Here is a 13741-nt window from a genome sequence, read left to right as displayed (position 1 = left end):
CCGGCGCGGGCGGTGGCGAACCCCTCATGGGGCGAACGCCCCGGGCAAGATGTCGCGGTAGGTCGGTATGCCGGCGACCGGATCGGCGGCGAAGACGCCGGCCAGCACCGCACGCGCGACGCAGTCGGCCGCGGCGGCACCCACCTCCGCGGCCAGCCGCATCTCCGGCGAAAAGGAGGCGGGCGCGTCGGGCGGGGCCGGCACTTCTACCGCCCCCGTCGCCAGGGCGAACACGGTGTCGCCGTCGTACGGGGTGTGCGCGGGCCGAATGGTGCGCGCCAGCCCGTCCTGGGCGGCGACGGCGACGCGCCGGCACGCGGCCGGGCTCAGCGCCGCGTCGGTCGCAACCACCCCGATGACGGTGTTGAGCGGGTTCTCGAGCGGCCCGGACGCGGTCGGCAGGCGGGCGAAGGCGTCGACCTGCTCGCCCGGCGGCGGCCGCAGGGCGAACTCCTCGATCAAGTCCGCCATCCACGGCAGACCGGTGGCCCGGTCGGCGACATCACCGGCGGAGTTCACCACGACCACCGCGCCGACGGTCACCCCGCACGGCAGCGCCGTCGAGGCCGTCCCGACGCCGCCCTTGAGCACCCCGGCACGTGCCCCGACGCCGGCGCCGACGCTCCCCACCGCCGGCGCATCCGCACGGCCCACGGCGGCTTCGCAGGCCAGGTAGCCGAACTCCGCCGTCGGGCGTCGGTCCCAGCCACCGACGGGCAGGTCGAAGATCACCGCGCCGGGCACGATGGGCACCACCCCGCCGTCCATCGCCACGCCGCGTTCCCGCTCCTCGAGCCAGCGCATGACGCCGTCGGCGGCGGCCAGACCGTAGGCGCTGCCACCGGCGAGCAACACCGCGTCGACGTACCGGACGGTGTTGGCCGGGTCCAGCAGGTCGGTCTCCCGGGTACCGGGCGCGCCGCCGCGGCAGTCGACCGCGCCCACGGTGCCGGGCGGGGTCAGCACGACGGTGACGCCGCGGGCCCATCCTTGGCCGAGGGTCGCGTCGGGGTCGAGCCGGTGATGGTGGCCGACGCGGATGCCCGCGACGTCGGTGATGGCGTTCATCCGGCAGCCAACTGGGTCATCTGTTCCCCATCAGCACCAGGACGAGGTACTCCTGCAACACGGTCAACCACTGGTAAACGTCGAAGTGCACGGCCAGCGGGTGATCGGCGGGCAGGCGCTCGGGTCCCTCCGGGCCGACCTCGAGCATCACTCCCAGCGTCAGCCGGATGTCGTTGACCGCCGCGACCCAGGCGTTCGCATCCTCCTCGGTGAGGTCGAACCGTCCGCCGCCACTGGGAACGGTGTCCAACAACCGTTGTGCCGCAAGGCGTTTGGCGTCGATGATCTCGGGCTCGTGCAGGCTGCGCAGCGCGGCGTTGAGGCTGTCCGCATCGTCGGGGCCCAGCGCGTGACCGTCGTCTTGACGGAAGAAATCGGGCAGCAGCCGGCGCAGAGTCGGATCCTTCGGGGGATCGCTGTTCCCGGTCTTTATGCCGGTGATCTCCTCGAGTTCGTCTGCGGGCGCGGAGGATTCACGCTCGTCGAGCAACCCGACCATGGCTGTGGCCAGGTTTCTCAGCAGTGCCGCCTCATGAGACGCCAGGGCGGACCGAAAACGGGGACCGTCCGCGGTCTCGACGCGCTTCCACTTGCGCACAGGTAATCGCCGAAGCCCTCGAGGATCAGCGGTCCTGCTGCATGGTCGCCCACAACCCGGCGGCATGCAGCTTGGACACGTCGACTTCCATGGACTCCCGGCTGCCGGCCGACACCACCGCCCTGCCTTCGTTGTGTACCTGCAACATCAGCTTGGTGGCGTGCGGCTCGCTATAGCCGAACAACTTCTGGAACACATACGTCACGTAGGTCATCAGATTGACCGGGTCGTCCCACACGATCGTGACCCACGGGCTCGCCGTGACGTCTACCGGAGCGGACTCGCGTTGTCCTGTAGTGCCCGGCTTAGCGGGCGCTGACATTACAACCATGGCTTACACGATACCGAGGGCCGGGTGACGTTTCCGAGCCCCCGACGCCAGCCGATACCGTTATGGAATGAACGACCCGGTCGTAACTGGGCTGCTTACCGACAAATACGAGTTGACGATGCTGGACGCGGCGTTGCGCGACGGCACCGCCTCTCGCCCGACGACCTTCGAGTTGTTCGCCCGCCGACTCCCCGAGGGCCGCCGGTACGGCGTGGTCTGCGGGACCGGCCGGTTGCTCGAAGCGTTGCCGCGGTTCGGCTTCGACGACGAGGCGTGTCAGATGCTGGCGCGGTTCCTCGATGCGGACACGTTGCGTTACTTGCGCGAATTCCGGTTCACCGGCGACATCGACGGCTACGCGGAAGGCGAGCTGTACTTCCCCGGCTCTCCCGTGCTGTCGGTGACCGGCACTTTCGCCGAATGTGTCGTGCTCGAGACGCTGGCATTGTCGATCTTCAACCACGACACGGCGGTCGCGTCCGCGGCGGCACGGATGGTGAGTGCGGCCAGGGACCGTCCGTTGATTGAGATGGGATCGCGGAGAACCCACGAACACGCCGCGGTCGCAGCGGCACGGGCCGCCTATATCGCCGGCTTCGCCGCGTCCTCCAATCTGGAGGCGCAGCGCCGATACGGAATCCCCGCGGAGGGCACCTCGGCGCACGCGTTCACCATGCTGCACGCGAGCGGGGAACCCGCCGAGGTGACCGAGCTGGCCGCCTTCCGCGCCCAGGTGGCGGCGCTGGGCGTCGGCACCACGCTGCTGGTGGACACATATGACGTGACGACCGGTGTGGCCAATGCGGTGACCGCCGCCGGGGAGTCGCTCGGCGCAGTCCGCATCGACTCGGGCGAGCTGGGTGTCCTGGCGCGCCAGGTCCGCGAGCAGCTCGACCGGTTGGGGGCCCACCGGACCCGCATCGTGGTCTCCAGTGACCTCGACGAGTTCTCCATCGCCGCCCTGGGTGCCGAACCGGTGGACAGTTACGGCGTCGGCACCTCGCTGGTGACGGGCTCGGGCGCACCGACGGCGAACATGGTCTACAAGCTCGTCGAAGTCGACGGGATGCCGGTGCAAAAGCGCAGCAGCCACAAGGAATCCCGCGGCGGCCGTAAAGAGGCGGTGCGCCTGACACGCCCGTCCGGCACGGTCACCGAGGAGCTGGTGTATCCCGCGGGCCATCGGCCCCCGGTGACCGAGCCGTACCGGGTGTTAACCGTCCCGCTGGTCCGCGGCGGCGAGGCGGTGTCCGAACCGAATGTGGCCGCGGCGCGCGAGCTGGTAGCTTCCGGACTGCGCAGTCTGCCGTGGGAGGGTCTGAACCTGTCGAGCGGGGAGCCCGCGATCCCCACGACCCTGATCCCCGCCGGCTCGGTAACACCGCAGAGCAAAAGAGGCTGATCACGTCCGAGGTGTCCGTGCCCGAGTTGCTGGCCGTCGCCGTGGCCGCCCTCGGCGGCAGTGAACGCAGCGGCCAACTCGAGATGGCCAACGCCGTGGCACGGGCGTTCGAAACCGGCGAGCATCTCGTCGTGCAGGCCGGTACGGGCACCGGAAAGTCGCTGGCCTACCTGGTGCCCGCGATCGTCCGGGCCATCGACGACGACTCACCGGTCGTCGTGTCCACCGCCACCATCGCGCTGCAGCGGCAGCTCGTCGACCGCGATCTGCCCAGGCTGATCGATTCCATCGTCGACGCGCTCCCCCGCCGCCCGCAGTTCGCGCTCCTCAAGGGCCGCCGAAACTATCTGTGTCTGAACAAAATTCACAACGGCGGCGCCGAAGCCGAGGAGGATGCGGGGGACCGGCCGCAGGAGGAGCTCTTCGACCCCATGGCAGCCACCGCGCTGGGACGCGACGTCCAGCGACTCACCGCCTGGGCGTCGACGACCGATTCCGGTGACCGCGACGACCTGAAACCCGGTGTGCCGGATCGATCGTGGTCCCAGGTCAGCGTTTCGGCGCGGGAGTGCCTGGGCGTGGCCCGCTGCCCGTTCGGCTCGGAATGCTTCTCCGAACGGGCGCGCAGCCGGGCCGGCGGAGCCGACATCGTCGTCACCAACCACGCGCTGCTGGCCATCGACGCGGTCGCCGACTCTGCGGTGCTGCCCGAACACGCGCTGCTGGTCGTGGACGAGGCCCACGAATTGGTCGACCGGGTGACCTCGGTGGCCACCGCGGAGCTGACGCCGGCCACCCTGGGCGTCGCGGCAAGGCGGATCGCGCGGTTGGTGAATCCCGAACTGACACAACGGCTCGAAGCGGCGACGGCCAACTTCGCGGCGGCGATCCACGAAGCCACGCCGGGCCGCATCGACCGCCTCGACGAGGAGCTGGCGACCTACCTCACCGCGCTGCGCGACGCCGCGAGCGCCGCGCGCTCGGCGATCGACACCACGAGCGACGCGAAAGCGGCCGCGGCCCGCGCCGAAGCGGTGGCGGCGCTGAGCGAGATCTCCGATACCGCGTCGCGGGCCCTCACGTCGTTCGGCCCCGCGATTCCCGATCGCACCGAGGTGGTGTGGGTCGATCACGAGGACAACCGGGGCTCCATGCGGCCGGTGTTGCGGGTGGCACCCCTGTCGGTCGCGGGCCTGCTGCGCGGCCGGGTGTTCTCCCGTTCCACGACGGTGCTGACCTCGGCGACCCTGACCATCGGCGGATCCTTCGACGCGATGGCCGCGGCGTGGGGTCTGACCGCCGAAGACACCGGGCCAGAGCCGACCCGCTGGCGCGGTGTCGACGTCGGCTCGCCGTTCCAGCACGCCAAGGCCGGAATCCTCTACGTCGCGGCTCACCTGCCGCCACCGGGCCGGGACGCCACCGGATCTGCCGAGCAGCTGACCGAGATCGCCGAGCTCATCACCGCGGCGGGCGGACGAACTCTGGGGTTGTTCTCGTCGATGCGGGCGGCCCGGGCCGCCGCGGAGGCCATGCGCCAACGGTTGTCGACGCCGGTCCTGTGTCAAGGCGACGACAGCACCTCCGCGCTGGTCGAGCAGTTCAGCGCCGACGCGCCGACGTCCCTGTTCGGCACCTTGTCGCTGTGGCAGGGCGTCGATGTGCCCGGGCCATCACTGTCGCTGGTGCTCATCGACCGCATCCCGTTCCCGCGCCCCGACGACCCGCTACTGGGCGCGCGGCAACGCGCGGTCGCGGCGCACGGCGGCAATGGCTTCATGGCGGTCGCCGCCAGCCATGCCGCATTGTTGTTGGCGCAGGGCTCGGGCCGGCTGTTGCGCCGCGTCAACGACCGGGGAGTCGTCGCGGTGCTGGATTCGCGGATGGCCACCGCAGGCTACGGCGGCTACCTGCGGGCCTCGCTGCCGCCGTTCTGGCAGACCACCAACCCGGCGCAGGTTCGCGCCGCGCTGGAGCGGCTGCGCACCGCGGCCGAGGGTCTGCCCGCTTGACGTCAGCGGGCCAGCGTGACCAGGCCGAGCTCGGCGCTGCCGGCGAGCATCGGGTGATGGGGCAGCACGCGCACCGTATACCCGACGGACCCCGCCAGCGGTAGCGACAGCGTCGTCGAAAACACCTGGTTGCCGCCTTCGGCGGTGCCGGTGTACGACATCTCGACGGTGGTCGGGTCCAGGAGCGCGTCGCTGGCATCCACCCGGCCCACCAGCCCTTGGACCCTGACCTCGTCGGGCGCGAGCCCGTCCAGCGCCACGGTGGCGGTCAGCGTCAGCTTGGAGCCGAGCACCGGCGTGTCCGGCAGCCCCGTGCTGTCCACATCGGTGATGGAGATCTTGGGCCAGGCCTCTTTGGCGCGCCGACGGTACGCGGCCAGCTCGCGGGCGGCGCCGAACTCGCCGGCGTCCTCACCGTCTTCGGCGGGGCCCACGGTCCTGCGCAGCGACTGCGCCGCGTGGGTGTAGTACTGCTCGACGTAGTCGCGCACCATGCGCGAGGCGAGCACCTTCGGTCCGAGCGTCTGCAGTGTGTGCCGCACCATCTCGATCCACCGGGGCGGCACGCCGTGTTCGTCACGCTCGTAGAACTTCGGGGCCACCGCCTGCTCCAGCAGGTCATAGAGCGCGCTGGCCTCCAGGTCGTCGCGGCGCGCCTCGTCACTCAGGCCGTCGGCAGACGGTATCTCCCAACCGTTTTCGCCGTCGTACCATTCGTCCCACCACCCATCGCGGATGGACAGGTTCAGGCCGCCGTTGAGCGCGCTCTTCATCCCGGAGGTGCCGCAGGCCTCCAGCGGCCGCAGCGGGTTGTTCAGCCAGACGTCGCAACCCCAGTACAACAGCCGCGCCATCGACATGTCGTAGTCGGGCAGGAAGGCGATGCGATGGCGCACCTCGGGCCGGTCGGCGAAGCGCACGACCTGCTGGATCAGCGCCTTGCCCCCGTCGTCGGCCGGGTGCGACTTCCCCGCGACGATCAACTGAATCGGCCTGTCCTCATCGAGCAGCAGGCGTTCGAGCCGCTGGGGATCGCGCAGCATCAGCGTCAAGCGCTTATAGGTGGGCACCCGCCGGGCGAAACCGATGGTGAGCACATTCGGATCGAATGCCGTTGATATCCAACCCAATTCGGCATCCGACGCGCCGCGTTCCAGCCACGATTTGCGCAGCCGGCGCCTGACGTCCTCGACCAGCAACGTGCGCAGTTGCGAGCGGATCCACCAGAGGTGACCCGCGTCGACCTGCTTCAGCCGCAGCCACACGCCGGGATCGCCGAAGGAATCCGACCCGGCCAGCTCACGCCCCAACTGCAGCCACTGGGGCGCCGCCCAGGTGCGCGCGTGAACTCCGTTGGTGATCGAGCCGATCGGCACCTCATCCGCGTCGAACCCCGGCCACAGCTCGTTGAACATCGCGCGGCTCACCTCGCCGTGCAGCAGCGAGACGCCGTTGGCCCGCTGCGCCAGCCGCAAACCCATGTGCGCCATGTTGAACTTGGTCGGATCGTCCTCGGCGCCGAGCGCAAGGATGCGGGCAGTCGGCACACCCGGCAACAACGCGGGCGCATCCTTGCTACCGACCTTCTCGGGCTTCTTGTCGGGGTCGTCTCCGTTACCGGGGTCATCTCCGGCATGCCCGTCGAAATACAGCCGCACCATGTCGATCGGGAACCGGTCGATGCCGGCGGCCACCGGGGTGTGGGTGGTGAACACCGTGCTGGATCGCACGACGGTCAGCGCGGTGTCGAAGTCCAACCCGGCGTCGGTCATCAATTCGCGGATGCGTTCCGCCCCGAGGAACCCGGCGTGCCCCTCGTTCATGTGAAACACCTCGGGTGCGGGCAGGCCTTCGATGGCGGTGAACGCGCGGATCGCCCGCACCCCGCCGATGCCGGCCAGCAGCTCTTGGCGCATCCGGTGCTCCTGGTCACCGCCGTAGAGCCGGTCGGTGATGCCGCGCAGCTCGTGCTCGTTCTCGGGGACGTCGGAATCGAGCAGCAACAGCGGGACCCGACCGACCTGCGCGACCCAGATCCGCGCGTGCAGTTGGGCGGAATCGGGAAGCGTCAACTCGACCAGGACGGGGTCCCCGGCGGCGTCGGTGAGGAGTCGCAACGGCAGCCCCTGGGGGTCCAGTGACGGGTACGTCTCGTTCTGCCAGCCGTCCGCGGTGAGCGACTGGCGGAAATACCCGGACCGGTAGTACAGGCCCACCGCCACGAGCGGCACCCCGAGATCGGAGGCCGACTTCAGATGGTCCCCGGCGAGGATGCCCAGGCCGCCGGAGTAGTTGGGCAACACCTCGGCCACGCCGAACTCCATCGAGAAATAGGCGACGGCCGCCGGCATCGCCACGCCTTCGGCTTGCTGCTGCTGGTACCACAGCGGACGGCTCAGGTAGTCGTTCAGGTCGGCGGCCAGCGCATCGAGCCGGCCCAGGAACGCCTCGTCGAGCGCCAGCTCGTCGAGGCGTGCCGGATTCACCGCGCCCAGCAACGCCACCGGGTCAGAGCCGCACCGCTCCCACAGCTCCACGTCGACGGTCGCGAACAGGTCCTGGGTCGGCCTGTCCCACGACCATCGCAAGTTGGTCGACAGCTGGTCGAGCGCGGCCAGCCGTTCGGGAAGGTGTGCACGGACGGTAAAGCGGCGGAGGGCTTTCACGCGTCCTTACCTTACTGAGGATTTCGTCCCGCGCACGGCGGCAGCGACCCGCTTTTCCCGCCGAGGGTGTGACCGGACACTAGGGTGGGTATCGGGTAGTTATCGGGGCCGCAACGGTGCTTCCCCGCAGAGGCAGTTCCCCACGACAGGAAGTTTCGCCAGACGAGAGGCATTCCGCGACGAGCACACCGCGGTTTGGCCGCACACAATTCGGAACGGAGCTGTGGTGCCTGGTCGTGTCGAGATCGATGACGTCCAACCCGTCGTTTCCTGCGGCGCGTATCCCGCCAAGGCGGTGGTCGGCGAGACCGTCCCGGTCCGCGCGGCGGTGTGGCGGGAAGGCCACGAAGCCGTCGCCGCGACCCTGGTGGTGCGCTACCTCGGGCCGCGCTATCCGCAGGTGACCGAAACCCGCCGGATCAAAGCGGTTCAGGCTCCCGTGAAGCCCGCAACCGAAGTCGACGGAGGGGTGGACCAGCAACGGGTCAAGCCGCTGCTGCTGCCGATGACGTTGGGCCTCGAGCCCTATGTCTTCCACGGGCAATTCACGCCCGACCGGGTCGGCCTGTGGACGTTCCGGGTGGACGGCTGGGGCGACCCCGTCCACTCCTGGCGTCACGGCGTGGTGGCCAAGCTGGAGGCCGGCCAGGGTGAGACGGAACTGTCCAACGACCTTCTGGTCGGCGCCGCGCTGTTGGAGCGCGCCGCGATGGGGGTGCCCCGCGCGCGGCGTGACCCACTCCTGGCGGCCGCCGAGGCGCTGCGGAACCCCGGGGACCCGGTCACCCGTTCGGCGCTGGCGCTGGCGCCGGAAACCGAGGAGATTCTGGCCGAGTATCCATTGCGGGATATAGTCACGCGCGGCGAACAGTACGGCGTCTGGGTGGATCGTCCGCTGGCCCGCTTCGGCTCCTGGTATGAGATGTTCCCCCGCTCGACCGGCGGCTGGGACGCCGAGGGCAACCCCGTTCACGGCACGTTCGCGACGGCGGCCGCCCAGCTGCCGCGGATCGCGGCGATGGGTTTCGACGTCGTGTACCTGCCGCCGATCCACCCGATCGGCAAGGTTCACCGCAAGGGCCGCAACAACTCTCCCACCGCCGCGCCCGGAGATGTCGGTTCCCCGTGGGCTATCGGCAGTGACGAGGGCGGCCATGACGCCGTCCACCCCGACCTGGGCACCATCGAGGACTTCGACGCGTTCGTCGCCGCGGCCCGGGAACTGGGCATGGAGGTGGCGCTCGACCTGGCGTTGCAGTGCGCGCCGGACCATCCGTGGGCACGCGATCATCGTGAGTGGTTCACCGAACTGCCCGACGGCACCATCGCCTATGCGGAGAACCCGCCCAAGAAGTATCAGGACATCTACCCGCTCAACTTCGACAACGACCCGGCGGGTCTCTACGACGAAGTCCTGCGCGTCGTCCGGCACTGGATGGACCACGGCGTCAAGTTCTTTCGGGTCGACAACCCGCACACCAAGCCGCCGAACTTCTGGGCGTGGCTGATCGCGCAGGCGAAGAGCATCGACCCCGACGTGCTCTTCCTGTCGGAGGCCTTCACGCCGCCGGCCCGGCAGTACGGTTTGGCGAAGCTCGGGTTCACCCAGTCCTACAGCTACTTCACCTGGCGTACGGCCAAGCAGGAACTCATCGAATTCGGCGACGCCATCGCCGGATCAGCGGACTTCCGGCGCCCGAACCTGTTTGTGAACACCCCGGACATTCTGCATGCCATCCTGCAGCACAACGGCCCGGGCATGTTCGCGATCCGCGCGGTGCTGGCCGCGACCATGGGCCCGGCGTGGGGCGTGTATTCCGGCTACGAGCTGTTCGAACACCGCGCGGTGCGGGAGGGTAGCGAGGAGTACCTGGACTCGGAGAAGTACGAACTGCGGCCGCGCGATTTCGCGGGTGCGCTCGCCGAGGGACGCTCGCTCGAGCCGTTCATCGCGCGGCTCAACGAGATTCGCCGTCTGCATCCCGCGCTGCAGCAGTTGCGCACCATCCATTTTCACAGCGTGGACAACGACGCGTTGCTGGCCTACAGCAAGTTCGACCCTGCGACCGGCGACTGTGTGTTGGTGGTGGTGACGCTCAACGCGTTCGGCGCCGAGGAGGCCACCCTGTTTTTGGATATGGCGGCATTGGGTATGGAGCCCTACGAGCGATTTTGGGTGCGCGACGAAATCACCGGCCAGGAATTCCAATGGGGGCAGGCCAATTACGTCCGCATCGACCCTGCGCGAGCGGTGGCGCATGTCATCAACATGCCACTCATCCCGCGGGAGTCCCGGATGAAGCTGCTCCGTAGGCCACCACACGGACCGGAGGGATTGTGACATGAGCCAAGCCGATCAACTCGCCAGGACGCATCTGGCGCCCGACCCCGCCGACCTGTCGCGCCTGCTGGCCGGCACGCATCACAACCCGCACGGGGTCCTGGGCGCCCACGAATACAGCGACCACACCGTCATCCGGGCGTTCCGCCCGCACGCGGTTGAGGTCGCCGCGCTCGTCGGAGACGATCGGTTCCCGTTGGAGCACGTCGAGTCTGGCCTGTTCGCGGTGGCTTTGCCATTCGTCAACCTGATCGACTACCGCCTGGAAGTCAAGTACGAGGGATCCGACCCGTACACGGTCGCCGACGCCTACCGCTTCCTGCCCACCCTGGGCGAGGTCGACCTCTTCCTGTTCGGCGAGGGGCGCCATGAACGACTCTGGGATGTGCTCGGCGCGCATCCCCGCTCGTTCACCACGGCAGACGGTGTCGTCAACGGGGTTTCGTTCGCGGTGTGGGCGCCCAACGCCAAGGGCGTCAACCTGATCGGCGAGTTCAACGGCTGGACGGGCAGCGATGCCCCGATGCGGTCGTTGGGTTCTTCGGGTGTCTGGGAGCTGTTCTGGCCCGACTTCCCCGCGGAGGGCCTGTACAAGTTCCGCGTGCACGGCGCCGACGGGGTGGTGACCGAGCGCGCCGATCCGATGGCCTTCGCCACCGAGGTGCCGCCGCACACCGCGTCCCGCGTGACGCGTAGCGAGTACACCTGGCGGGACGCGGACTGGATGCAACAGCGCGCCCAACGCAATCCCGTGTTCGAACCGATGAGCACCTACGAGGTACACCTGGGCTCCTGGCGCCCCGGCCTCAGCTACCGCGACCTGGCCCACCAGCTCACCGCGTACGTTCTCGAGCGCGGGTTCACCCACGTGGAGCTGCTGCCGGTCGCCGAGCACCCGTTCGCCGGGTCGTGGGGCTACCAGGTGACCTCGTACTACGCGCCGACGTCGCGATTCGGCACACCCGACGAGTTCCGCCTGCTGGTGGACGCCCTGCACCAGGCCGGCATCGGCGTCATCGTGGACTGGGTGCCGGCGCACTTCCCGAAGGACGCCTGGGCGCTGGGGCGGTTCGACGGAACGCCGCTCTACGAGCACTCCGACCCCAAGCGTGGCGAACAACTCGACTGGGGTACTTACGTTTTCGACTTCGGCCGAAACGAGGTGCGTAACTTCCTGGTGGCCAACGCGTTGTATTGGCTCGAGGAGTTCCACGTCGACGGGCTACGGGTGGACGCGGTCGCTTCCATGCTGTACCTGGACTACTCGCGCCCCGAGGGCGGCTGGACGCCGAACATCTACGGCGGTCGCGAGAACCTGGAGGCCGTGCAGTTCCTGCAGGAGATGAACGCCACGGTGCACAAGTCGGCGCCGGGCATCGTCACCATCGCCGAGGAGTCGACGTCCTGGCCAGGTGTCACGCGCCCGACAAACCTTGGTGGCCTGGGCTTTTCGATGAAGTGGAACATGGGCTGGATGCACGACACGCTCGACTACATCAGCCGCGATCCGGTATACCGCAACTACCACCACGGCGAGATGACGTTCTCGATGCTGTACGCGTTCAGCGAGAACTATGTGCTGCCGATCAGCCACGACGAGGTGGTGCACGGCAAAGGCACGCTGTGGGGCCGGATGCCGGGCAACAACCACGTCAAGGCCGCCGGGCTGCGCAGCCTGCTCGCCTACCAGTGGGCGCATCCCGGCAAGCAGTTGCTGTTCATGGGGCAGGAATTCGGCCAGCGCGCCGAGTGGTCCGAGGAACGCGGCCTGGATTGGTGGCAACTCGACGAGCAGGGGTTCTCGAACGGCATCCTGCGGATGGTGCACGACATCAACGACATCTACCGCAGCCATCCGGCACTGTGGAGCCAGGACACCATTCCCGACGGCTACTCCTGGATCGACGCCAACGACTCGGCCAACAACGTGTTGAGCTTCTTGCGGTATGGCAGCGACGGCTCGGTGATGGCCTGTGTGTTCAACTTCGCAGGCAGCGAGCACAGCGGCTATCGGCTGGGTCTGCCGTCCGCCGGCCGCTGGCGCGAGGTGCTCAACACCGACGCGACCGACTACAACGGCACCGGGATCGGCAACATGGGCGGGGTGGACGCCACCGAGGACCCGTGGCATGGCCGTCCGGCCTCGGCGGTGCTGGTGCTGCCGCCGAACTCGGCCCTGTGGCTCGAGCCCGCGTAACCCGTTACAGGCCACCCGTTACAGGCCGACGCCCAACGCCGACTTTGCGTTGAATTGCGGCCCGTTTGGCCCCGACAACCCGACGTTCGGCGACCGGGAAGCTCAGTAGAGGGCGTTGGCGAGGTTGCGCCGCCCGGCGACGACCTCGGGGTCCGCCGGATCGAAGAGCTCGAAGAGCTCGATCAGCCTGGTGCGTACGCGGCTGCGCTCGTCCCCGGATGTGCTGCGCACCAAGGCGATCAGCCGATCGAACGCCGCGCTGACATCCTGGTTGAGGATCTGGACGTCGGCTGCCGCGAAGGCCGCATCGATGTCGCCCGGTGCCGCGTCGGCCGCGGCGAGGGCGTCCGGCGGGTGTGCGGTCGCACGCATGAGAAAGTCGATCTGCCGGATCGCGCCCTTTGCTTCGACGCTGCCCGGGTTGGCACCCAATATCGCTTGATACAAACCTCTGGCCGCCTCGAAATTCCCGGCCTCGAGTTGTTCGCGCGCCGCGGCCAGCTCGGGATCAACCTCGTCGGCGTCCTCGGAATTGCCTGGGCCCCTGAGCTTCCCGGCCGTCGCCGACAGAAGCGAGTCGATCCACCCTCGCAGCTGGTCGGGCGGCTGCATGCCCTGAAAACTGGACAGCGGCTGCCCGGCGGCCAGAGCCACGACCGTCGGCACCGCGTCGACGCCGAATATCTGGGCCACCCTGGGCGCCACGTCGACGTTGACCGTCGCCAGCGACCACTTGCCGCCGTCCTCGGCGGCGAGCCCCGACAAGATGTCGACGAGCTGGACGCAGGCGTCGCTGCGCGGTGACCAAAGCAGCACCACCACGGGCACTTCCTCGGACCGGAGCAGGACTTCGGTCTCGAAATTGGCCTCGGTGATTGCGGATACCCCAGGGCCGCCGTCACCGGCCGCCGGTGCGCCGCCGGCCGGGTGGATCGGTCGCCGACGCGCATGCCAAACTTGACGTCGTGACGCGTCCGCGACCCTCGATTGGCCCCGCGCTTGCCGGTGCGGTCGACTTGTCCGGCCTCAAGCAGCGGGCCCAGCAGCAGCCGGCCGGCGGCGCACCGGCGGCCGGTGACGGCGGCCCTGGGGTATCCGCAATCACCGAGGCCAATTTCGAGACCGA

At 68.9% G+C, this 13741-nt stretch carries 8 protein-coding genes and 2 pseudogenes; 5 read left to right on the top strand and 5 right to left on the bottom strand.

The genetic code is table 11. From position 1 onward, the window contains the following. Positions 1 to 24: 24 nt before the first annotated feature. The 3 genes from A5713_RS05445 to clpS are packed head-to-tail and all read right to left on the bottom strand — an operon-like array spanning position 25 to position 1997. Complete coding sequence (locus tag A5713_RS05445; RefSeq protein WP_068093381.1) at positions 25 to 1068, bottom strand: P1 family peptidase; 1044 nt, start codon at positions 1066 to 1068, stop codon at positions 25 to 27. 16 nt (positions 1069 to 1084) lie between these two features. Further along, positions 1085 to 1666, bottom strand: a complete 582-nt coding sequence (locus tag A5713_RS05440; protein ID WP_068093377.1) for a DUF2017 domain-containing protein — start codon at positions 1664 to 1666, stop codon at positions 1085 to 1087. A gap of 25 nt (positions 1667 to 1691) precedes the next feature. Continuing rightward, a complete protein-coding gene (clpS, locus tag A5713_RS05435) occupies positions 1692 to 1997 on the bottom strand; it encodes an ATP-dependent Clp protease adapter ClpS (RefSeq protein ID WP_067922479.1) in 306 nt (101 codons plus the stop codon). Between the two features lie 67 nt (positions 1998 to 2064). Between clpS and A5713_RS05430 the strand changes: the two genes are divergently transcribed. Together A5713_RS05430 and A5713_RS05425 are read left to right on the top strand one after the other, a co-directional pair. Then, positions 2065 to 3399 carry a nicotinate phosphoribosyltransferase gene (locus tag A5713_RS05430; RefSeq protein WP_068093372.1) on the top strand — a complete coding sequence of 445 codons (1335 nt, stop codon included), beginning with the start codon at positions 2065 to 2067 and terminating at the stop codon, positions 3397 to 3399. Continuing rightward, the gene (locus A5713_RS05425; RefSeq protein ID WP_068093491.1) at positions 3396 to 5411 is read left to right on the top strand and encodes an ATP-dependent DNA helicase; all 2016 of its coding nucleotides are present in this window, start codon (positions 3396 to 3398) and stop codon (positions 5409 to 5411) included. Before A5713_RS05430 ends, A5713_RS05425 begins: the two co-directional genes overlap by 4 nt. Before the next feature lie 2 nt (positions 5412 to 5413). Here A5713_RS05425 and glgP read toward each other — a convergent pair whose 3' ends face one another. Further along, positions 5414 to 8077 (bottom strand): alpha-glucan family phosphorylase, encoded by a 2664-nt coding sequence (glgP, locus tag A5713_RS05420; protein WP_068093369.1) that lies wholly within the window; start codon positions 8075 to 8077, stop codon positions 5414 to 5416. 226 nt (positions 8078 to 8303) lie between these two features. Here glgP and A5713_RS05415 point away from each other — a divergent pair, with 226 nt between their 5' ends. Beyond that, complete coding sequence (locus A5713_RS05415) at positions 8304 to 10418, top strand: alpha-1,4-glucan--maltose-1-phosphate maltosyltransferase (RefSeq protein ID WP_068093485.1); 2115 nt, start codon at positions 8304 to 8306, stop codon at positions 10416 to 10418. Position 10419: 1 nt separating this feature from the next. Next, entirely contained in the window at positions 10420 to 12615 is a 2196-nt protein-coding gene (gene glgB, locus A5713_RS05410; protein ID WP_068093366.1) for a 1,4-alpha-glucan branching protein GlgB, read from the top strand. Between the two features lie 102 nt (positions 12616 to 12717). On the opposite strand, the pseudogene A5713_RS05405 reads toward glgB, so the two are convergent. Beyond that, a pseudogene (locus tag A5713_RS05405) lies at positions 12718 to 13645 on the bottom strand (tetratricopeptide repeat protein). On the opposite strand from A5713_RS05405, the pseudogene A5713_RS29040 reads away from it, so the two are divergent. Then, a pseudogene (locus A5713_RS29040) lies at positions 13581 to 13741 on the top strand (co-chaperone YbbN); the annotation flags it as partial. The pseudogenes A5713_RS05405 and A5713_RS29040 sit on opposite strands and share 65 nt — an antisense overlap.

The sequence above is a fragment of the Mycobacterium sp. E2497 genome (assembly GCF_001668695.1).
Classification (GTDB): Bacteria; Actinomycetota; Actinomycetes; order Mycobacteriales; family Mycobacteriaceae; genus Mycobacterium.
The sequence above is the reverse complement of the archived record's forward strand: the minus strand, read 5'-3'. Positions and strand labels throughout refer to the sequence as shown.